This is a genomic window from Robertkochia solimangrovi (assembly GCF_007279655.1).
GTDB lineage: Bacteria > Bacteroidota > Bacteroidia > Flavobacteriales > Flavobacteriaceae > Robertkochia > Robertkochia solimangrovi.
This window is the reverse complement of the sequence record NZ_QKWN01000011.1, coordinates 149,717-172,456: the sequence shown is the minus strand read 5'-3', so window position 1 is coordinate 172,456 and position 22,740 is coordinate 149,717. Positions and strand designations below refer to the sequence as shown.

The 22,740-nt window shown below is 41.6% G+C and carries 11 protein-coding genes; 9 read left to right on the top strand and 2 right to left on the bottom strand.

Translation table 11 applies throughout. From position 1 onward, the window contains the following. Window positions 1–233: 233 nt before the first annotated feature. From DMZ48_RS15475 to DMZ48_RS15450, 6 genes are all read left to right on the top strand, one after another. Complete coding sequence (locus DMZ48_RS15475; RefSeq protein ID WP_143956071.1) at window positions 234–1,544, top strand: sugar MFS transporter; 1,311 nt, start codon at window positions 234–236, stop codon at window positions 1,542–1,544. 407 nt (window positions 1,545–1,951) lie between these two features. Further along, window positions 1,952–3,778 carry a glycoside hydrolase family 2 protein gene (locus DMZ48_RS15470; protein WP_143956077.1) on the top strand — a complete coding sequence of 609 codons (1,827 nt, stop codon included), beginning with the start codon at window positions 1,952–1,954 and terminating at the stop codon, window positions 3,776–3,778. 807 nt (window positions 3,779–4,585) lie between these two features. Continuing rightward, window positions 4,586–7,732, top strand: a complete 3,147-nt coding sequence (locus DMZ48_RS15465) for a SusC/RagA family TonB-linked outer membrane protein (protein ID WP_143956070.1) — start codon at window positions 4,586–4,588, stop codon at window positions 7,730–7,732. Window positions 7,733–7,751: 19 nt separating this feature from the next. Continuing rightward, window positions 7,752–9,638, top strand: coding sequence for a RagB/SusD family nutrient uptake outer membrane protein (locus DMZ48_RS15460; protein WP_143956069.1), 1,887 nt, complete (start codon window positions 7,752–7,754; stop codon window positions 9,636–9,638). A gap of 15 nt (window positions 9,639–9,653) precedes the next feature. Next, entirely contained in the window at window positions 9,654–10,352 is a 699-nt protein-coding gene (locus DMZ48_RS15455; RefSeq protein WP_143956068.1) for a DUF3823 domain-containing protein, read from the top strand. A 98-nt stretch (window positions 10,353–10,450) separates the two neighbouring features. Continuing rightward, entirely contained in the window at window positions 10,451–12,895 is a 2,445-nt protein-coding gene (locus DMZ48_RS15450) for a glutaminase family protein (RefSeq protein ID WP_143956067.1), read from the top strand. 54 nt (window positions 12,896–12,949) lie between these two features. On the opposite strand, the gene DMZ48_RS15445 is transcribed toward DMZ48_RS15450, so the two are convergent. Together DMZ48_RS15445 and DMZ48_RS15440 are read right to left on the bottom strand one after the other, a co-directional pair. Next, window positions 12,950–13,975 (bottom strand): family 43 glycosylhydrolase, encoded by a 1,026-nt coding sequence (locus DMZ48_RS15445; RefSeq protein ID WP_143956066.1) that lies wholly within the window; start codon window positions 13,973–13,975, stop codon window positions 12,950–12,952. An 18-nt stretch (window positions 13,976–13,993) separates the two neighbouring features. Further along, the gene (locus DMZ48_RS15440) at window positions 13,994–17,980 is read right to left on the bottom strand and encodes a hybrid sensor histidine kinase/response regulator transcription factor (RefSeq protein ID WP_242009233.1); all 3,987 of its coding nucleotides are present in this window, start codon (window positions 17,978–17,980) and stop codon (window positions 13,994–13,996) included. A gap of 451 nt (window positions 17,981–18,431) precedes the next feature. Between DMZ48_RS15440 and DMZ48_RS15435 the strand changes: the two genes are divergently transcribed. The 3 genes from DMZ48_RS15435 to DMZ48_RS15425 are packed head-to-tail and all read left to right on the top strand — an operon-like array spanning window position 18,432 to window position 22,719. Beyond that, a complete protein-coding gene (locus tag DMZ48_RS15435; protein WP_143956065.1) occupies window positions 18,432–19,463 on the top strand; it encodes a glycoside hydrolase family 43 protein in 1,032 nt (343 codons plus the stop codon). Beyond that, window positions 19,460–21,517, top strand: coding sequence for a beta-L-arabinofuranosidase domain-containing protein (locus DMZ48_RS15430; RefSeq protein ID WP_143956064.1), 2,058 nt, complete (start codon window positions 19,460–19,462; stop codon window positions 21,515–21,517). Before DMZ48_RS15435 ends, DMZ48_RS15430 begins: the two co-directional genes overlap by 4 nt. A 26-nt stretch (window positions 21,518–21,543) precedes the next feature. Then, window positions 21,544–22,719 carry an aldose epimerase family protein gene (locus tag DMZ48_RS15425; protein ID WP_143956063.1) on the top strand — a complete coding sequence of 392 codons (1,176 nt, stop codon included), beginning with the start codon at window positions 21,544–21,546 and terminating at the stop codon, window positions 22,717–22,719. Window positions 22,720–22,740 lie beyond the last annotated feature (21 nt).

The following is a 22,740-nucleotide window of genomic DNA, read 5'->3' as shown; positions in this document are numbered from 1 at the left end:
GCATTGCTTTTTTTGCTCGCTTCGCATTGCTTTTTTGCTCGCTTCGCGTTGCTTTTTTTGCTCGCTTCGTATTGCCTTTGGAGGGCTCGCTTCTCATTGCTTAATTTTACAATTTTTCAAATTTATGTAATGGATGATGAAGAAATTTACGGTATTGTGATTTTGAAGATTGATTTTAAATAATATATTTGCTAAAACGTTTTAGTATTTTAAGCAAACTTTTCATCCAAACCATGAACCAAAACCGAAACTACCGTACCGCATTTATCTTTCTTACTGCTTTATTTTTTCTTTGGGGATTTATTACCGTTTTGGTGGATTCTTTGATTCCGCGTTTGAAGGAGGTCTTTACGCTGACCTATTTTCAGGCTGGGATGGTTCAGTTTGCTTTCTTTGGAGCCTTCTTTCTTTTATCGATTCCGGCAGGTTACATCTTGTCGCGAATCGGGTATAAAAAAGGCATCATACTAGGACTTCTGGTGATGGGGGCCGGATGTTTATTGTTTTATCCTGCGGCTTCTTTTCGGGTGTTTGGTATTTTTATGTTAGCTTATTTTACTTTAGCTGCAGGGATCACAATATTACAGGTTGCCGCGAATCCTTATGTGACCGTTCTGGGGTCGGAGCGTACGGCGTCGAGCCGTTTGAATCTTTCTCAGGCATTCAATTCGCTGGGGACAGCGATTGCTCCCGCGATCGGAGCGCTTTTTATTCTTAAGGATAAAGTGATGACAACCGCTGAGATCGATGCATTGAACGAGGTGGATAAAATTACATATTTTGAAAATGAAGCGGCTGCTGTTCAGCTTCCCTTTCTGGGAATCGCTGCATTTATTGGAATCATTGCCCTTGTCTTTGTTTTTGTAAATCTCCCGAAGATCGGTAATACAGCAGCATCTAATGATTATAAAGGTGTATTAAAGAATAAGAATCTTATGCTTGGAGCACTGGGAATCTTCTTTTATGTTGGAGCGGAAGTAGCCTTGGGTAGTTATATGGTGAATTATTTTATGACGCTGGGGCTGCCGGAAGTGATCCGGAATACTCCATTTATGCGAACCATTGCAGAATGGGTGCTTTCCGGTGATTCATCAGTAGCCAGTGATATGTCTGTTGTTGGGGTATTCGTAACTTTCTACTGGACTGGAGCTATGATCGGAAGGTTTATTGGTTCCTTCCTGACACGATTCCTGAACCCCGCCAAAGTACTGATCGTTTTTGCTTCATTAGCGGTATTAATGGTGCTGATCTCCGGAGCTACTACCGGTATGGTTGCGATGTGGACCCTTATAGCAATAGGCTTATTCAATTCTATTATGTTTCCTACAATTTTTAGTCTTGCACTTGACGGACTTGGAGATGATAAACCTCAGGGTTCAGGTGTTCTGTGTACCATGATCGTAGGAGGTGCTGTTATTCCACCAACCTTTGGTTATCTTACCGATGCCTTCGATTTTAAAACTGCTTTCTTCCTGGTGATCGCCAGTTACGCCTATATCGCATTCTATGCCTATAGAAATAAGAATAGCACTGCTACAGTCTAGGTTTAAACCTTTCTATCTGTTATATAACAGAATTTTTATTTTTCTTCACGGTCTTAGGATTATGCGTAAATGCATTAAATCGCTTTCGCTTTTCTAAGGACTCCCTTTAAAACATTTTTGGAGTTTTACGTTTTGTCTCGTTTCTATACAAAATGATGCAAATGATATGCGATTTCTTCAGTACTGATCATTTTTGACTTATAAAATGGAAATTATGATACAAATAGTAGGTTTGAAATAGTTCAAAATGTTTTGCTTTGTTTTGAGGTATTTGCAAATTCATGAGTATTTAATTGAATTATATTCAATATGTATAGGTTGAATTTGAGATATTTTCGATGATGCAACAAATGGCATCCTCAAATTTAGGGATGCCTTTAGTAAACTATTTTAATACTGTAAAATTGATGATTAAAAGACAGAAATTCAGAAGCTGTTTGTTGTTCGGAGCAGTAATGCTCGGTACTATTTGGGTACATGCACAGCAATGGAAACCTGCGGGAGACAAGATCAAAACTGAATGGGCGGAAAAGGTCGATGCGAATAATGTATTGGCAGAATATCCTCGCCCAATCCTGAAACGCGGCGATTGGAAGAACCTTAATGGATTATGGGATTATGCCATAACGCCTAAAGGTGCATCGAAACCTGCACAGATGGAGGGCGAGATCCTGGTTCCTTTTGCGATAGAATCGAGTTTGTCAGGAGTTATGAAAACCGTAGGAGAGGCGAATGAATTGTGGTATGAAACCTCTTTCACTATTCCTTCCGGCTGGAATAAAAAAGATATACTATTGCATTTTGGTGCGGTAGACTGGAAGGCAGAGATCTGGTTGAATGACATTAAAATTGGGGCTCATACCGGAGGTTATTCTCCTTTTAACTTTAATATAACGCCCTATCTCAAGGGAAAATCTCAAACCCTGACCGTTAAAGTCTGGGACCCTTCCAACGCTGGAACGCAGCCTCGGGGGAAACAAGTAAATAATCCTGAAGGAATCTGGTATACACCGGTTACCGGTATTTGGCAGACCGTTTGGCTGGAACCGGTACAAAAGACTCATATTGAGAATTTAAGAACAACACCCGATATCGATAACAGTACTATTTCCATTGTTCCTGAATTAAGCGGATCTACGTCAGGAGATATTATTGAAGTTACCGTAAAGGATGGAGCACAGGTGATCAGTTCTGCTAAAGCAGCTGCAGGGCAGCCGGTGGAGATCGCTATTAAGGATCAAAAATTATGGTCACCGGAATCACCGTTTTTATATGATCTATCTGTAAAACTGATCAGCAAAGGGAAAGTTGCTGATGTAGTTGAGAGTTATTTTGCCATGCGTAAAATCTCTAAAAAACGTGATGCTAATGGTGTTGTAAGGATGCAGCTTAACAATAAGGATTATTTCCAGTTTGGTCCTTTAGATCAGGGTTGGTGGCCTGATGGTTTATATACAGCACCCACCGACGAGGCTTTGAAATATGATATCATAAAGACCAAGGAACTCGGTTTTAATATGATCCGAAAGCATGTAAAAGTAGAACCTGCACGTTGGTATACCCACTGTGATCAATTAGGAATTCTCGTATGGCAGGATATGCCGAACGGAGATGCACAGCCTATCTGGCAGCATCATCAGTATTTCAACGCAAATGAATTACAAAGAACCGCAGCCTCGGAAGCGATCTATCGCAAGGAATGGAAAGAGATTATGGATAATCTGTATTCCTATCCGAGTATTGTAGTTTGGGTTCCTTTCAATGAAGCATGGGGGCAGTTTAAAACGGTTGAGATTACCGAATGGACCGCCGCTTATGACCCTTCCAGACTGATCAATTCGGCGAGTGGTGGAAATCATTTTCAAACCGGAGATATACTGGATCTCCATAATTATCCTGATCCCGACCTCTACCTGTATGATGCTAATCGTGTAACCGTGTTGGGTGAATATGGAGGGATTGGATTGCCCCTCGAAGGACATCTATGGAAGCCGGATAATAACTGGGGTTATATTCGATTTAAAAATTCTGAAGAAACAACCGATGAATATCTCAAATACGCCAAGAAACTGCTGAATCTTGTAAAGAGTGGCTTTTCAGCAGCGGTTTATACCCAGACCACGGATGTGGAAGGAGAGGTCAACGGATTTATGACCTATGATAGAAAAGTAGATAAAATGGACTTTCAGAAAGTTCGGGCCGCTAATCGCGAGGTGATTGAAGCGATCGATTAAAATTAGAGTTTAGTTAGTTTAAATATGTTTATTGTTAGGATCGGTTAGTTAGATTCAAGTAGTTACCGTTTGTAATGAATCCGGTCAAAAGGCTGCCTGTTGTGGGTAGCCTTTTTTTTATAGCTATGTTCCGGGATAAAGTAAGAAATAGCTTTAATAGTATCCAGGCTGAGAACCATAGTAATATTTATGTATTCGCACAGATCCCTCCAGGTATGATACGTATAAATGATTTGATCACCACAGAATTACAGTTGTTACTTTGAATATTCTCTTAATAGAATGACCTAATTGGGATGTTTTCGATCATAAATATGAATTTGACATATTTATGGTTCATATTCTTTCGTATAATGTCAATTACTCATTTGCAATATGTTAAAAATGAGAATTATTCAAATATTCAAATTGTGTCATTAGTGTTCAATTTGTTGTATTTCAGCCTCAATTTTAAGATTTATTTAGAGTTTGAACTATTTGTATGAAAGATTGGTACAATTGAATCGGTAGGAAACCATAATTATTGTCCTACTTTGAAAAACGATCATATCGATAATTTTTGACAGTAATCTTTGATCGATTGACAATTTTATACCTCTCACATTGTTGAATGCATATTTTATCAACGAAGGAAGAAGACTACAACACTAAAATAATTACGTCTGAAACAGATGTCTGAAAATTGGAAATCGTGATATCGTAGAATCGAGTTACTAAATCGATTTCGTGCACTACGCTTTGAGAACTGCATATGAATTCTCAGGTATGAACAGCTAACTAATAAAAATCATTAAAAAATGAATTTCAATGAAAACAATTCTTAAGCAGGTAATGAAGCGATGGAATGTCACTATTCTGGTCTTTATGCTGAGCATTTCAGGTATGTTTGCTCAGACACAAGGCGAAGTGACTGTAAGAGGGAAGGTAACCGGACTTGCCGATGGTTTGCCCATTCCGTATGTTTCAGTAACAATCAAAGGCGTATCCGGAGTGGGTACCAGTACCGATTTTGATGGTACCTATCAGATCAGTGTCTCTCCGGGAGCAACATTATTGTTCAGTTCTGTAGGTTTTCTTGCGCAGGAGGTGATTATCGGAACACAGACCGAGGTCAATGTACAGATGCAGGAGGATGTGGCAGCACTGGACGAAGTAGTGGTGGTGGGATATTCCACCCAGAAAAAAGAGGATATAACAGCTGCGATCGCAACGATCACCAGTGAAGATATCGCACAGGTGCACGGTGGTGCTACCGTTAGTTCCGGACTCGCGGGTAAGATGCCCGGTGTGAGTTTCCGTATGCCAGATGGAAGGCCGGGAGCCAGTGCGAATATACAGATCCGTAACATGGGTAATCCTTTGTATGTGATCGATGGTGTTCAGCAGGATGCCGGACAATTCAACAACCTTTCTCCTAATGATATTGAGAGTATCACCATTCTGAAAGATGGTTCTGCTGCGATCTATGGTTCACGCGCTGCAAATGGAGTTGTGGTGGTAACGACCAAGAAAGGAAGAAGGGGTACCCGAAATACCGTGAATGTAGATGCGTATATGGGATGGCAGAACTGGTCGCGTTTTCCGTCTACCGTAAATGATTCTTACCAATGGATGTTAGGTAAGGCCGAAGCGGAAGTGAACGAATACGGAAGTACGGCCATCACCATGGAGGAACTCGAGAAATACAGACAGGGAACAGAAAGAGGTTATCAGACTTTTGACTGGAAGAACTTCATCGTAAAAAAGGATGCTCCGGTGACCAGTATCAATGTCAATGCAACCGGAGGTTCTGAAAAGATAAATTATTATCTCTCTTATACCAAACTGGACCAGGAATCTGTTTTAGGAAATGAATTTACCTTTGACAGAAGTAATATTCAGAGTAATGTAGATGCCTTCATAACCGATAACCTCAAGGTTGGAGTACAGATCAATGGTAGAGTGGAAACCAGAAAGAATCCTGGAATTCCCGGATACGATGATTACTGGCTTCCGCGATTTGCTATTTTGAGAAACCGGCCATTTGAACGTCCTTATGCCAATGACAATCCTGAATATCTTAATGATATAGGACATAACGAGACAAACTGGGCTTTACATAATTTCAAGATCGGTGGATACCAGGAAGATATCTGGAGAGTACTTCAGAATAATTTCAATGCAGAATATGATTTCGGCTTTATTCCTGGGCTAAAGGCAAAGGGTATGTACTCCTATTATATTGCAGACCAGGTACTCAACGGTCATGAATATACCTATGAGGCATATACCTATGATGCTGATAATGATGCTTATAATGTGACCGGAGGAAGTACCAATCCCTGGAGAGAAAGAAGAACACGTAAGATCATCCGTAATATCTTTCAAGGGTCTTTGAGCTATGCCAAAACCATAGCCGAAGATCACAATATCACTGCATTATTTCTGGTAGAACGTCAGGAATCAAGAGATCAGGAGCAATGGGTTCACTCTGTTCCTAAGACCAATGTATTGCCGTTGATTTATTTCGCTGATATGGATACTTATGACGATCGGGATGATGAAGAGGCCAGGATTGGATATGTTGGGAAATTCACCTATAACTACAAGAATAAATATTATCTGGAGTCGTCTCTAAGACGTGACGCTTCCTGGAAGTTTGCCCCTAAAAAAAGGGTAGGAATCTTTCCTTCGATCTCCGGAGGTTGGAGGATTACTGAAGAAAAGTTCATGCAGAATCTTCTGGGAGAAGATCCGGTATTGAACAATTTGAAATTCAGAGCTTCCTACGGGGTACTCGGTGATGATGATATCGGAATCGGACCTTATGATTATATTCCAGGTTATCAGTACAATGTCAGTGATCCCGTGATCCTGGATGGAAATCCTGTGATCGCTAGCCGTGATAAAGGACAGATTATTGAAAACCTCTCGTGGTTTGAAAGCCATATTACCGATATAGGAATGGATTTCGCTATGCTGGATAATCATCTTTCAGGATCTTTTGATTATTTCTACAGAAAGAGAACAGGGTTACGCGGATCAAAATATGATATTCTTATCCCGAATGAACTGGGATATTCATTGCCGGAGGAGAATGTGAATAGTGATGCGGTCTATGGTATTGAAGGTATGCTTGCCTATTCAGGAAAAGTGGGAGATCTCAACATCAATGTTTCCGGAAATGCTTCCTTGACCAAGACCAAATTCCTGGAGAGCTACAAACCGAGATTCGGAAACTCATACGATCGTTATAGAAATTCCTATGAAGATCGTTACAACAACCTATTCTGGGGATATACCGCCATTGGCCAATTCCAGTCTCAGGAGCAGATCGATAATTATACGATCAATAATGACGGTCGTGGTAATTCCACCATGCTGCCCGGAGATATCATGTATAAGGATGTGAACAATGACGGAAAGATCGATTGGCAGGATGAAACGGTGATCGGTTACAACAATACGCAACCACTGGTGAACTTCGGACTCAGCATAAACCTTTCCTGGAAGGGGATCGACCTTGTAGCTGACTTCTCAGGAGCCTCTGGGTATTCCTGGAATCAGAACTGGGAAGGAAGACGTCCGTATATCAATGATGGAGCTTTGAACGAGATATTTCTCGACAGATGGCATCGTACTGATGTTTTCGACCCCAACAGTGATTGGGTTGCCGGTAAATATCCTGCACTGAGGTATAATAATGGTTGGCATAGCAATAACTGGAATTCAACATTCTGGTTGCATAACGTAACCTATTTTAGAATGAGAACACTGGAGTTAGGGTATTCCCTGCCACAAGCTGTTCTGGATAAGATCGGTTTCCAAAAATTCAGGATCTATGTGAACGGATATAACCTCGCAACTTTTGATAATCTCAAGGAATATGGGGTGGATCCGGAAGTAGTTGATGATAACTCACTACAATATCCGCAGAATAAAGTAATCAATGTTGGTGTTAACCTTTCACTCTAAACCGAAAAAATAAACAGTAATGAAAAAGTATCTATATACTGCGATCACAATGGCACTACTGGCTACCGGTTGTACCAATGATGAAGAGTTTCTCGATCGCGAACCGACAAATATTCTAACCGAGGAGCAGGTATTTTCCGATCCTTCGGTAACCCTCTCTGTACTGGCCAATCTTTATGACCGATATTATGATTTTGGATGGATCCAGGATTGGTGGACCCTATCAGATTTTAACATTGCATTCTGGTCTGAATTGGGTCGTTATAGTGCATTTCAGAATTCCACCTATGATTATGGCGCCTGGGGAACCTGGGATTATGCTTATATCAGGGAGATCAACCTTTTTATAGAACGTTGTGAGCCGGCAACGGAGCTGGATGAAGCTGATAAGCAACGCTTTCTGGCGGAAGCACGTTTCCTTAGAGCTTCTTATTATTTTGAACTGGTAAAAAGAATGGGGGGAGTCCCACTTATTCTGGAAGCACAGGAGTATGATTTCAGTGGGGATGCATCCTATTTGCGTCAACCCAGAGAAACCGAAGCTGCAATCTACGATTTTGTGATCTCTGAAGCAGAAGCGATCAAAGATATGCTTCCGTCCAATTCCGGAACGAAGTCAAGAGCAACCAAAGGCGCTGCATTGGCTATGGAAGCTCGTGCTGCATTGTATGCAGGATCTATTGCAAAATATGGTGCCAATACGCCTCAGGTCTCCCTTCCGGGAAATGAAGTAGGTATCCCGGTTGATAAGGCCAATGGATATTATACGAAAGCCCTGAATGCTGCACAGCAAATCATCAATGGAGAAGCGGGTAGCTATGCGCTCTATCAAAAGAAACCAGATCTTGCGGAAAACTTTGCCAGTATCTTCTATGATAAGATCGAAAATCCGGAAGTGATTTTTGTCGAGGATTATAAATTGCAAAGTGGTAAGGTTCATAATTTTACCATTGTGAATCAACCGAGATTCGGAGCAGAAGAAGAAGAAGGAGGAAGAATAAATCCTTCACTTCAGTTTGTTCAGTCCTTTGAAACTCTTGATGGAGTCTATCAGCCTTTAGCCGCTACCGATGGTTCCGGGAATCCGGTTTACTATGAGAATGTAGGCGATATCTTTGAAGGTCGCGATGCCCGTCTGTCAGGAACTGTTATTCTTCCGGGGTCATCCTTTAAAGGGAGACAAGTGGATATTTTCGCAGGATATCAGATGCCTGACGGTTCTGTGGTCTCCGGAGATTCAAGAGGTCAACAAAAAGAAGTCGGAAATCTGGGAAATGTTCAGGTTGTTGGATTTGACGGTCCTATCGATGGTTTGGAATTTACGGCTCAAACCGGATTCTACATCCGTAAGTTTCAGGATCCGAAGGCCGGTTCTGGCCAGCGAGGGGTACAAAGTGATGTTTATCAAATGCGTTACCGGTATGCTGAAGTTTTACTCAATGCTGCCGAAGCAGCCTTTGAACTGGGGAATACATCAACAGCGGCTGATTACCTGAATCAGGTGAGAAGTCGGGCAGGAATCACGACCCCTTTAACAGCAGGGGATGTTGATTTCGATCGAATCGCTCATGAAAGATATGTGGAATTGGCTTTTGAAGGACTTCACTTTTTCGATTTGAAGCGTTGGAGGATAGCGCATATCGTGCTTGACGGTGTTCCAGTTGATGAAAATACAGTATCCGATGATATCGGTTCAGCGACCCGCAGAGAGACACAGCCGTTGGCTATCTGGCCATACAAAGTATATGAGCCAGGTAGTGCAAATGATGGTAAGTTCATCTATAAGACCAGGAAGTTAAGCAGGGTGACCGGTGCAGACCGATTCCAGTTCGGTAATTATTATTCCAGGATCGGTGATAATGTGATCAGTAATAACCCATTGATCGTTAGAAATCCTAATCAATAAGAAATCAGAAGAGCGATGAAGAAATTTAAATATTCAATAGCATTACTGGGATTGCTTTTTATTACAGCATCCTGTGAGAAAGATAACTATGACGAACCGGATAGTTTCCTTTCCGGTACGATCATGTATAACGGTGAGCCTGTACGAGTGGGGTATAATGAAGTAGGTTTTGAACTATGGCAACCCGGTTTCGGATTATTGACACCCATAGGTGTTGCCATCGATCAGGATGGTAGTTATAGTGCACGATTGTATGATGGAGATTATAAATTGAAATTCATTCCCGGGCAGGGGCCTTTTCGGATTCCGGAGGTAAATGCTCAGCAGGGTGATACGATATTAGTGAACCTGAGAGGTGATCAGCAACTAGATATCGAGGTAGAACCTTATTATATGATAAGGAATGTTCAATTCTCCCAAAGTGGCGGGACCGTTTCTGCATCTTGTAGCCTCGAACAGATCATTACAGGTGATGATGAGCGTACTATCGAAAGAATAACCCTTTACCTTAATGACGGTCAGTTCGTTTCTGATAACGGCGATGCAAATGTGGCCAGAGGAGATGCCGATATCAGTGATCTTTCTTCTGTTTCAGTAAGTCTTGGTGTTCCGCAGCTGAATCCACCACGCGATTATGTATATGCCCGTATTGGAGTAAAAATCGCCGGAGTAGAGGATATGCTGTATTCTCAGGTGGAAGAACTATCCTTATAATAGCGTTCCCGAATAGGTAAATTAGAATTAAGTTTGAGTTAGTTTTATTAAAGTGCCTGATCTATCCTGTCAGGCACTTTTTCTTAAAAATCAAAACCATGAAAAAGTTTTATTCATTAATAATGACACTTATGGCGATTGTGCCGGGTTTGTGTCAGGAAAGAGAAGCTCCGGCCTATCCGTTGATCACTCATGATCCCTACTTCAGTATTTGGAGTAATTCAGATGAAATCAATGGGTCGCCAACCAGGCATTGGACCGGTGCGGCACAGCCATTGATCGGTTTGGTCAGAGTAGATGGTACAACCTACCGTTTTCTCGGTGAGGAAGCACCGGTATATAAGGTACTTGTGCCTACGGCTGAAACAGAGCCTTACAAGGTAAAGATCACAGAAAAGAACCCTGGTAAAGGATGGGAGACTACAGGTTTTAAAGACGATACATGGCGAATGGCAACTCCTCCTTTCGGGGACATGGATAATGCAGGAACGAAATGGACCTCTGATGATCTTTGGTACCGACGAGAATTCGATCTCAGATCTTCCGGTGATGGTGAAATGTTCCTGAGATTACGTCATGACGATAATGTTGAAGTATTCATAAATGGAGTAGCGGTTTATTCCTGTGAATGCTGGAACGGTAATTATGATTATTACTCAATTTCTGATGAGGTGAAGAAGGTGCTTAGAAAGAAGAATAACTTGCTGGCAATTCATGTCAGAAATACTGCAGGAGGTCAGGCATTAGACGCCGGAATTGTAGAAAAGTCAGAACCGGAATTTCAGATTACCCCGGCAGTTCAAACCGGAGTATCTATCAGTGCCACCCAAACGGAATATAAATTACGAGCCGGAGGAGTTGATGTTACTGTGAATTTTATTTCTCCGTTACTCATGGATGATCTGGAGGTATTTTCCAGGCCGGTATCCTATGTTAAGATCGGTACAAAACCCAATGATGGGAAACAACATAAGGTTCAAGTGTACTTCGGGGCATCCACGAATCTTGCGGTAAATGAAGATTTTCAGGAAGTACAGGCTGAATCGGGTTCAACCAATATTGTAGATTATCTGAAAGCAGGGTCTACCGAACAACCGATATTGGAAAAGAAAGGTGACAACCTGCGTATTGACTGGGGTTATTTATACGTAGCGGTTCCAAAGTCTCAAAGTGCCACACAGACCATTACCTCAGAAAAGGAAGCCTTTAGTTCCTTTGTCAACTCAAAGAAAAGAGGATCTGAAGAAAAGGGTACCCGCCTTTTTCTGAATACGATATTCCCTGAAGAAACAATTAACAGTCTTAAGGAAACGGTAGTGATGCTCGGTTACGATGACCTTTACTCCATAGAATATTTCGGTACACGACTACGTCCCTGGTGGAACAAGGATGGAAATACTAAGATCACAGAAATATTAGACAGATCCTGGCAAACCCATGCGGATATTATTACCCGATGTGAGGCATTTGACCGTAAATTGCATGAGAATGCTGTTAGATCCGGAGGTGAAGCTTATGCTAAGCTGTGTGAGATCGGCTATCGTCAAAGCATCGCCGCACATAAACTGGTAGAAAGTCCGGAAGGAGAACTCTTATTTCTTTCCAAGGAGAATTTCAGTAATGGCTGTATTAATACAGTGGATGTAACCTATCCTTCAGCACCATTGTACCTGTATTATAATCCGGACCTACTCAAGGGAATGCTGAACGGGATTTTTTATTATACAGAGAGTGGTCGCTATAACGAGCCCTTCGCGGCACATGATATCGGTACGTATCCAAAAGCTAACGGATTGGTGTATGGTGAGCCGATGCCAGTGGAAGAATCCGGTAATATGATCATCCTTACAGCGGCAATCACCAAAGCGGAGAACAATGCCGCGTATGCTGAAAAACACTGGGAAACACTTACTTTATGGGCTGACTATCTCGCTGAAAAAGGTTTCGATCCCGGGAATCAGTTATGTACAGACGACTTTGCAGGTCATCTCGCCCGAAATGCCAACCTTTCCGTGAAGGCGATCGCAGCCTTGGGAAGCTATGGATATATGGCAAGTATGCTGGGCAAAGATGATATAGCGGATAAATATCTCGGAATGGCGAGAGAAATGGCAGGGAAGTGGATGGAGCTGGCCGATAGCGGGGATCATTATGCACTTACTTTCGACGATAAAAATACCTGGAGTCAAAAGTATAATCTGGTTTGGGATAAGGTGATCGATCTCGATCTGTTTCCCGAGAGCGTGTATCAAAAGGAGATCGCATATTATCTGAATAAGAATAACCGATATGGTATACCGCTGGATAGCAGATCGGATTATACCAAATCTGACTGGATTCTCTGGACAGCAACATTGTCAGATTCCGATAAAGATTTTAAAGCATTGACCGAGCCTGTTTATAAGTTTGCAAAGGAAACACCGGATCGTGTTCCGATGTCTGACTGGCATTTTACCTCTACAGGTAAGATGCGTGGCTTTCAGGCACGGAGTGTCGTAGGTGGTTACTTTATCAAACTACTCAATGATAAATGGAATAACTGATTTAAGTGTCAGGAATTTAAAAAGCCCGGAGTTAGTTCCGGGCTTTTTGCTTTATCACTCATTATCCAGCCAAAAATCGAAAGGCTTATTTCGGTTCGCTTTTAAAGTTCCTCTCTCAAAAGTGAGTGGAGCAACCTGTATACTGGTACGGTGATTGTCGTAATAGGAATTTTCTGACTTAGTCTCCAGATGTTTATCTCTGCCGGGATGTGTAAAATAAAAAATAAAGGCCCTGGAGCCATTTACAACCACATCGCCATGGGCTCCAGAGGGGCTGTCATCCTTTCTTTCAGAGGCATTCTCAAGGATCAAACCTTGTTTTTCCCAGTTTTCAAGGTCTTTGGATCGATAGACACGTAATCCATGCCATTCATCGGTCAGCATCCAGTAGTAATCGTGGAATCGGAATACATTAGGACCTTCGTGTGCCTCTCCTGCTATCGCAGGCTCACCGACAGGTGTCCATTGCATAAGATCTTTAGATTCTGACATCATGGTGATTCCTCCAAGTGCGTCATCCTTATACCACATGCGCCAAAGCCCATCCGGTTTTTTAAACAGGGTAGCATCGATTACTTTTCCTGAAGAGGCCTTCACCTCACCCTTATAATCCCAGTCCCATAAGTTTTTACTGGTGAGATGCACGATCTTTGATTGTCCTCCCCAATGGTTCCTTACTCCCTGGATATAGGAAACGAACATATGATACTCACCCGATTCGTATACGACTTCAGGTGCCCAGAACGTGTTTCGACCTCTTTCAAATTCCAGATCCAGATATCCACGAAAGACCCAGGTCTGACCATGATCATCACTGGAAGCAATGCCGATATCATTCCCGTAATAAGCAGATACATCGGGAGTAGGCATATTCGCACGTCGGGCTGTATAAAGCATCCACCAACTAGTTTCAAGATGATTCCAGACCAATACCGGATCTGCCGCGCCATCATAGAACGGATCATTAAATAAAGGAGCCGGAGCTTCCCTGATCTGCTCTTTGTTCTGTGAAATTACCGTATTGCAGGTCACCCCTGCCAGTGCTGCGAGCACCAGGGTTTTTCTGATTTTTTTTACCATGTTTTATTATTTACAAATCTAACTGTTCATGTATTCGGTCGGTGTCATCTGAAACTGTTTGTGAAAATTACGACCGAAACTGGTTTGTGAATTATAACCAACCATTTCTGCTACTTCATAAATCTTAAAATCTCCCGATTTCAGCAACTCTGCAGCTCTTTTCAATCGGGTGATGTTAATGAGCTCATTGGGACTCATATTCGAGATATCCTTGATCTTTCTATAGAGTGTGGAACGACTCATATTCATGATCTCTGCAAGTACTTCTACGCTCAGGTTGCTATCTGAAATATTTTCATAGATAACCTTATCCAACGTCTTGATAAATGACTCATCGGTTTTGGAATGAGCTATACTGCGTATGTGAGCCAGAGGAGTACTGGAATAGAATTGCATGATATGCTTTCGGTTCTCAATGAGGTTTTTGAGCTGTAATCTCAGGTATTCAATGGAGAATGGCTTTTCAATATATGCATCGGCACCAGATTCCAGACCTTCAACCTTAGCCTGTATCGCACTTTTGGAAGTCAGAATGATCACCGGGATATGGCTCGTATCGATGGAGGTCTTTATCTTTTTACATAGTTCAAATCCGTTCATACCCGGCATCATCACATCGCTGATGACCAGATGGATGTTTTCATTTTGTAATATTTCAAGTGCTTTTTCTGCGGTAGGGGATTTCAGTACGTAGTAATCTTCCCGAAGATCTTTCGCAATAAAATCAAGCAGATCTTCATTATCTTCGACCAGTAGAACCGTAGGTTTGTGAAATTCGATCTCCTCTCCATTTATGAAGGGCTGTTCTATCTCGAAGTCCATAAGTTCATCTTTCCTGGCAGCATGTTTTTCACCGTTTTCCGGATAAAGTTCGAATTCCATTTCCTGATGGACAGGCAGTTCCAGTATGAATGTATTCATCACGGCGTCTGTATTGTCGAGATATAATTTGCCCTTATGCAGTTCCGTCAGTGAATGAGCCAGGGAAAGGCCTATACCCGTTCCTGTCTGATGTACCACTTCGGGAGCTCTGAAAAATGGTTCGAACACACGCTCTTTAAGATCGACAGGGATGAGTTCCCCATCATTTTTTGCGATGATGATGATTCGGTTATCTTCACTTTTAAGTGTTACGAAAATTTTGGTTTCCGCATATTTGATGGCATTGCTCAACAGATTGCTCAGTATTTTTTTAAAGGCTTCAGCATCTACATATGCATAGATATCTGAATCGGGATACGACATATCGAAATGAAGGTCTTTTTCCTTGATCGCATGGCTGAACCTTTCATAGGTGTTCTCCAGAATTGAAGTGATATTACAACGGACGAAGGTAAGTTTCACCCCTTCGATCTCTGTCTTTCTGAAATCGAGTAATTGATTGACAAGATCCAGCATTCGCGATGTGTTTCGCTCCATGATCATCAGATTTTCCTTGATCGGAGAGGTACGGGTTTCAGTCTTTAAGAGTTTTTCCAGCGGACTCTTAATCAGTGTGAGTGGGGTTCGTATTTCATGCGCTACATTGGTAAAGAATTCAATCTTAGCCTGATAGATTTCTTTCTCCTTTTTATTATTCAGCTGTTTGATCCTGCGGTTGTTCTTTTCTTCAGTCTGATGGTGGTAGAAACGCAGGGAAAAGTATATCAGAGAGCCGACGAGTATAGCGTATAGTACATACGCCATATTGCTTGCCCAGAACGGTGGCTGAATTCTGATCGTCAGATCATCGGTATAACTTAATGAACCATTACTGTTCATCGCTTTTACCTTGAAGGTATAGTTGCCGGGAGCAACTTTGGTGAAGTATGCTCTGTGATCTTTCTCAGTCTCGATCCAGTTTTCGTTCAGGCCTTCCAGCATATACCAGTATTCCGTTGCCTGGGGGGCGTTGTAACTGAGGGAAGCAAAATCTATACTGAAGGAAGATTCATTATAAGGGAGTTCAATGTCCCTGAGAAAGATCGTAGCAACCGGCAATACTGTACCTTCTTCAGCATTACTGACATTTACTTCTTTATTATTGATTTGTATTCCCGTAATATAGATCGGTGGTGAATAGGTATTCTTTATAAAATTTTCCGGATTGAAGGCGATCATTCCGTCGATAGTTCCGAAGTACATTGTGCCATCAGTATCCTTATATGCCGAACTATAATTAAACTGATTTCCTAAAAGTCCGTTTGCGGTGGTATAGGTACGAATACTCTTTTCAACCGGATTGAATTTTACGAGCCCCTTAGAAGTAGTTATCCAAAGATTGAAATTCTTGTCTTCTAATACGGAATAGGTCACGTTGGTAGGGAACCCATCCTCGGTATTGAAGCGTTCAAATTTGCCGGTTTCGGGCAAGTATCGGTTGACACCATTTTCAGTGAGAATCCAGATAGTTCCTGAATGGTCCTTGAAAATATTATTAATCGCATTACTGCTGATACTCAAAGAGTCAGCGCTGTCATATTTATAAGTGACTTTAGTGTTGGTTTTCTTGTTATAATACAAAAGACCGTTTCGATAGGTACCCATCCATATTTCCTCATCATTGGGCTCCAGCATTGAATTGAAGAAATAATGCTCGGTAAATGGTGGATAATCGACAAAGGAATCCTGAATGCTGTCATATTGCTGAACTCCTCCGGTGCAAAGCACTAACAATTTGTTTTCACGGTTTCTTTTAATCGAAAACACGAAATTGCTTTTAAGATTTCCCTTATTTCCCATTCCGTAATGTCTGAGGATCTTTCCACTGGGGATATCCATAACATCCATACCATGCTCAAAGTTTCCAACCCAGAGTTTATTTCCATCCGGATAGATTCCATGAATATTGTAATAGGAGAGTTTTGTGTTATTCTTGAGTGGGTTATAATTGGTGAATTGTCCGGTATTGAAATTATATTGCTGAAGTCCGGCATCTTCCGTGCCGATCCAAAGATTGCCATGATCGTCTTTCTGTATTTCTCTGACCACATAACCTCCGATGGAATTCACTTTTTGTTTGGGGTAGAATTTCCTGAAAGGAGTGTATTGTTTCGGATAATAGTTAATACCACGAAAATAGGTGCCCATCCATACGCCCTGTTCATTATCTACAGTAATGGTATAAACAGCATTGTCGGATAAGGCATAATTATCGCGTAATTCCTTTTTGATATGGTCGTAGGTACCTTTCTCAATGTCATAAATATAGACGCCATTTTCACTTGCGATCCAGACCTCGTTCGAACCTTTGGCAGCAAAATTCCTCACGAATAGGGGTTCTTCCTGATCATGGATCAGTAGGGGACGCTGTTCTCCGGTTTGTACATCATAGAGGAGTGCTCCGTGATTCTGTGTTCCTACAAGCAATGTATGAGGATTTAAGGTATAGATCGTTGAGATCATAAAAGGGAATTCGGTATCATCTGCAGGTCTGAGACTCATTGGAATAAATGTACTTTGATCTTCGTCGAACTTGTAGATCTGGACGGAAGAACTTGCCCATAAAGTGTTATCCTGACCGCGAGTTAGGCTAACGGCCCAAAAATAATCGGAGGTGTCAAAGGTCTTGTAGTTACCGGATTCTATATTATAACGATACATGGTAGATCCGGCGATAAACCACAGATGTCCTGAATCATCGTATTCCAGATCATGAATGGATTGATTTCTTGTAGGTTCCAAAAGTGTGAAGGTTTCAGCCTCCTGATCGAAACGGTAAAGTCCGTTATCGGTACCTACCCAAAGATAACCATCGAATTCCAGTAGATTCTGGATGAAATTACTTCCGATATTGTTTTTCTGATTAGGATCACTGTGGTATAGTTTAAAGGTATATCCGTCATATCGGTTAAGTCCATCCTTGGTTCCGAACCACAGAAAACCATGACTGTCTTGTAGTGAACAAATAACCGAATTATGTGATAAGCCATCTTCAACCTGAAGATGTTTCAGATAGTATTCCTGAGCGCTTAGACCAGCGGTGAAAATCAGGAAAATCGATACTATGGATAGCAGTTTATTCAATCTGAAAATTTTTGGAAAAAGTAATAATTATCTATCTACAGAATGTTTCACACTTCTCTAATTTGATTCAACTATAGTAGTGAATACCTGATTTTTTTGATTATGCATGATTTCAGCGAAAGAATGACACAATCAAATCCACTTCATGATAAAGGAAATGACCTAATTTGATAAAACAAACTAATTGATAATAATTTGTATACTAAAATTAATTTATCACAAATTTTAGTAATTGTAATTGCAATATTCTAAAAGCAGTAAATTCATAGAAACACGGTTGTTCTTGTTCGTTCCGTTCGACAAAATGTATTTTTTGTATAGAAAGACACAAATAGATGACCTGTGCAATATGATGCAGCAACACATAGAATAAAAGCATGAATATGTATTCAGAAAACCGTCTTTTATTTCTTGTTTGAGAATAAAGGAGGGTTCTGTTAAATTGAGCAACATGAAAAACATCTTATGTATTATTTTACTGTTTACAGGAGTCGTGTCATGGTCACAGACCGAAACTTTTGTGAATCCATTATTGCCTTCCGGTGCGGATCCATTTAGTGTATATGTCGATGGGATGTATTATTACACTCATACTATGGGAAACCGGATCGTGATCTGGAAAACCGATAATCTTGCACATCTTCAGGATGCGGAAAGTAAAACGATCTGGGTGCCACCCACAGGTACACTGTATTCAAAAGATATCTGGGCTCCTGAAATACATTATTATGATGGCAAATGGTATGTGTATTTCGCAGCAGATAACGGCGATAACAATACGCATCGTATGTATGTGCTTGAAAATGATAATAGCGATCCTTTCAGTGATAACTGGTCTTTTAAAGGTAAGATCGCTGCCCAGACCGATAAATGGGCGATCGATGGGAATGTCTACCGATATAAAGGGAAATTCTATATGGTTTGGTCTGGATGGAAGGGGGATGAAAATGGCCAGCAGAATATCTATCTGGCGGCTATGAAGAATCCTTTGGAGATCGAAGGAGATCGGGTATTGATCTCGTCACCCGTATTTGATTGGGAGAAACATGGTGATCTTAATGATGACGTGAATCCTCCACATGTTTATGTAAATGAAGGTCCTCAGTTTTTGGAACATGATGGCAGGTTATTCGTGGTGTATTCTGCAAGTGGCTGCTGGACCGATTTCTATAGTTTAGGATTACTCAGTTTTAATGGTGAAAAAGATCTCCTGAATTCAGCGAATTGGCACAAAAGTAATCTGCCGGTCTTCACCCAGAATTCGATCAATGGCGTGTATGCTCCCGGGCATAATTCCTTTTTCAGATCACCAGATGGTACGGAAGACTGGATTCTCTATCATGGAAACTCCGAACCGAATCAGGGATGTGGTAATTTAAGGAAACCCAGAATGCAACGAATATACTGGAAGGAGGATGGAACGCCCTGGTTTGGAGTACCTGTTCCCGAAGGTGTACAACTCGAAATACCTGCTCAAAAATGAAAAGATATCAATTCATACCCCTGACTATTTGGGGAGCATTCACATTGCTCGCTTTGCAAAGCTGTGACCCTTCTGCTTCTGAAGGAGAACACCAACCGATCAAAACTTCCTATGTCAAACCTGTATACGAAGAGCTTGACCTTGGAAGCATTAAACCCGATGGTTGGTTAAAATCTCAATCGTTGATAATGGCTAAAAACAGTACCGGACATCTGGATGAGATCCATGCCAAAATCAGTGAAAGCAACAATGGCTGGCTTGGAGGAGATGGCGATGATTGGGAGGAGACACCCTATTGGCTTGATGGTGCGGTTCCTCTTGCATATCAGTTGGATGATGAAGTACTTATTGGGAAGGTTAAGAAATATATAGACTGGAGTATTGAACATCAGCGGCCATCAGGTTATTTTGGGCCCGTAACGCAATGGGAGCTGGAAACAGGTAATTCTGTAGATGCTGAGAACTGTGAAAAAGGTGAAGACTGGTGGCCCAGAATGATCATGTTAAAGGTGATCATCCAATATTATACAGCGACCCATGACCAAAGGGTGATCCCTTTTCTGGAGAAATACTTTAAATATCAATCGGAAACACTGGATAAATGCCCGATAGGAACCTGGACGGATTGGGCGGAATCCAGAGGTGTGGAAAATATGAATGCAGTACAATGGTTATACCAGATAAACGGAGATCCCGAATTATTGACCCTGGCAGAAAAAATACGCAAACAGTCCTTTGAATGGAGTGAGTTGTTGGGGAACCGGGATTGGGTGATCAATGCCGCGGTGAACCCGGATGGCAGAGACTGGATGAAACGTCATGGAGTGAATGTGGCGATGGCTTTGAAAGAGCCAACCGTGAACTTCCAGCGAACCGGAGATTCTCTTTTTCTGGAATATGCAAAAACGGGATTTACAGATCTATTGAGCTTGCATGGGCTACCTAACGGAATCTTTTCCGCAGATGAAGACCTTCATGGGAATGCACCCGTACAAGGTTCAGAACTATGTGCGGTGGTAGAGACGATGTATTCCCTGGAGGAAATGATCGGTATCACGGGTGACCCATTTTATATGGATGCGTTGGAGCGAACGACTTTTAATGCTTTTCCATCGCAAACGACCGCAGATTTCAATGAAAAACAATATTTCCAGATTGCCAATCAGATCGAGATCGATCGAGGCGTGTATGCTTTTACACTGCCTTTCGATCGTGAAATGAACAATGTATTGGGAGCGAGAAGTGGTTATAGTTGTTGTTATGCCAATATGCATCAGGGATGGCCTAAATATGTACAGCACTTATGGTATAGAAATTCAGGGAACGGTCTATCAGCATTGGTCTATGGTCCTAATACAGTAACCACAACAGTAAATGAGGGAAAGAAAATATCCATTGAAGAGAAGACGAATTATCCGTTTGATGATCAAATTGTTTTCGAGTTTTCATTGGAAGGTACGGAAGAATTCCCTTTTGAGATGCGCATTCCGGAATGGTGCGATTCGCCGGAATTTACGTTGAATGGGAAAGCAGTGCATCCGCTCGTTGAAAACCATATAGCTACCCTGAATGGTGAATGGAAAGATAAGGATGTGGTAAAATTGAAGTTACCCATGAAGGTACGCTTGACACAATGGGCAGAGAATTCAAGAGCAGTTGAACGAGGTCCCTTGGTATATGGTCTGAAATTAAGCGAGAAATGGAAGGAGGCAGAAGAAGACAGCGAAGGAAAATATTTCACTGTATCAACACCGGATCCATGGAATTTTGGAATTCTGAACGAAGTCACCAAAGATCCTGAGCGTTTGATCCGTGTGGAAGAATCTGTTCTTGATACTGATTTTGAATGGACACAGATACAGGCTCCTTCAGCATTGAAAGTACAGGCTAAAAGAATTCCTGACTGGCGATCGGTTAACGGATTAGCCCATCTGCCGGTAAATGGTCGCGACGGTTTCTATAAAGGAAACGTTGCAGAAAAAACAGAAGAGATTACCCTGATACCAGTAGGATTCACCAAGTTGCGTATCATGGCATTTCCCGTAGTGAGATAATTAAACTAAACTAAATAATGAAGCAAATGAGATATTTTACAATTTTGGCCCTTTCAGGCGTAATGGCCTGTTTGACTACCTCCTGCAAAGATCCGGGAGAAAAGAAAAATAAAACCGATATCAGCAAAGAATTTACTCCTGCAGGAGCATCAGTTTTGAAGGCAGCTGATTTTGATACGCTGATCAATGGAAAAAAAGTGGCATTATATCGTATTCAAAATGAAGGAATACAAGCGGCATTCACCAATTATGGAGGAAGACTCATTGGACTTTGGGTTCCGGATTCAACGGGTAAAATGACCGATGTTGTGGTTGGAATGAACAGTGTCGACGGATTTATAAATTCAACGGAACCCTATTTCGGAGCTACGATCGGAAGGGTAGGAAACAGGATAGCCCAAGGTAAGTTCAAATTGGATGGTAAGGAGTACACCATTCCACAGAACAATGGTGAAAACACCCTGCATGGTGGTATAAAAGGATTTCAGGATGTAATATGGAATGTTGAGAAGACAGATGATCATACGCTCGTTTTTACCTATCATTCAGCAGATGGAGAAGAAGGATTTCCTGGGAATCTGGATGTTGAAGTTATTTATTCCCTGGGGAAAAATGGAGTATTACGTATGGAATATACTGCAAATACGGATGCCCCTACAGTGGTTAATCTTACTAACCATGCCTTCTTTAACCTCAATGGAGAAGGCAGCGGAAGTATACTGCAACACAAGGTTCAGATCTTTGCAGATAGTTTCACACCTGTTGATAGTGGACTTATACCGACAGGGGAGCTGAGGTCAGTTCAGGGAACTCCTTTTGATTTCACAGAGCCTCATGCAATAGGGGAACGAATCGAAGCTGAAAATGAGCAATTAGAGAATGGAATGGGTTATGATCATAATTTTGTTTTGAACGGAAATAAAAAGAACGGGATGAACCATGTCGCTACGATTACCGGAGATAAATCTGGTATCATAATGGATGTTGTTTCCGATGAACCTGGTGTGCAGTTTTACAGCGGTAACTTCATGCAGGGAAAGAATACCTTTAAGTCTGGTGTAACTGATGATTTCAGAACTGCCTTTGCACTGGAAACCCAACATTTTCCGGATGCTCCTAATCAACCTGAATTTCCATCGATTCGTCTTGATCCGGAACAGACTTATCATACGGTTTCGATCTATAGTTTCTCTGTCAAATAACCCTTGAACCTCCAAACCAAA

Bases quoted from the DNA above. Each gene is read 5' to 3' on its own strand.
- DMZ48_RS15475 (WP_143956071.1), top strand. From the start codon at position 234: ATGAACCAAAACCGAAACTACCGTACCGCATTTATCTTTCTTACTGCT.
- DMZ48_RS15470 (WP_143956077.1), top strand. From the start codon at position 1,952: ATGATTAAAAGACAGAAATTCAGAAGCTGTTTGTTGTTCGGAGCAGTA.
- DMZ48_RS15465 (WP_143956070.1), top strand. From the start codon at position 4,586: ATGAAAACAATTCTTAAGCAGGTAATGAAGCGATGGAATGTCACTATT.
- DMZ48_RS15460 (WP_143956069.1), top strand. From the start codon at position 7,752: ATGAAAAAGTATCTATATACTGCGATCACAATGGCACTACTGGCTACC.
- DMZ48_RS15455 (WP_143956068.1), top strand. From the start codon at position 9,654: ATGAAGAAATTTAAATATTCAATAGCATTACTGGGATTGCTTTTTATT.
- DMZ48_RS15450 (WP_143956067.1), top strand. From the start codon at position 10,451: ATGAAAAAGTTTTATTCATTAATAATGACACTTATGGCGATTGTGCCG.
- DMZ48_RS15445 (WP_143956066.1), bottom strand. From the start codon at position 13,975: ATGGTAAAAAAAATCAGAAAAACCCTGGTGCTCGCAGCACTGGCAGGG.
- DMZ48_RS15435 (WP_143956065.1), top strand. From the start codon at position 18,432: ATGAAAAACATCTTATGTATTATTTTACTGTTTACAGGAGTCGTGTCA.
- DMZ48_RS15430 (WP_143956064.1), top strand. From the start codon at position 19,460: ATGAAAAGATATCAATTCATACCCCTGACTATTTGGGGAGCATTCACA.
- DMZ48_RS15425 (WP_143956063.1), top strand. From the start codon at position 21,544: ATGAGATATTTTACAATTTTGGCCCTTTCAGGCGTAATGGCCTGTTTG.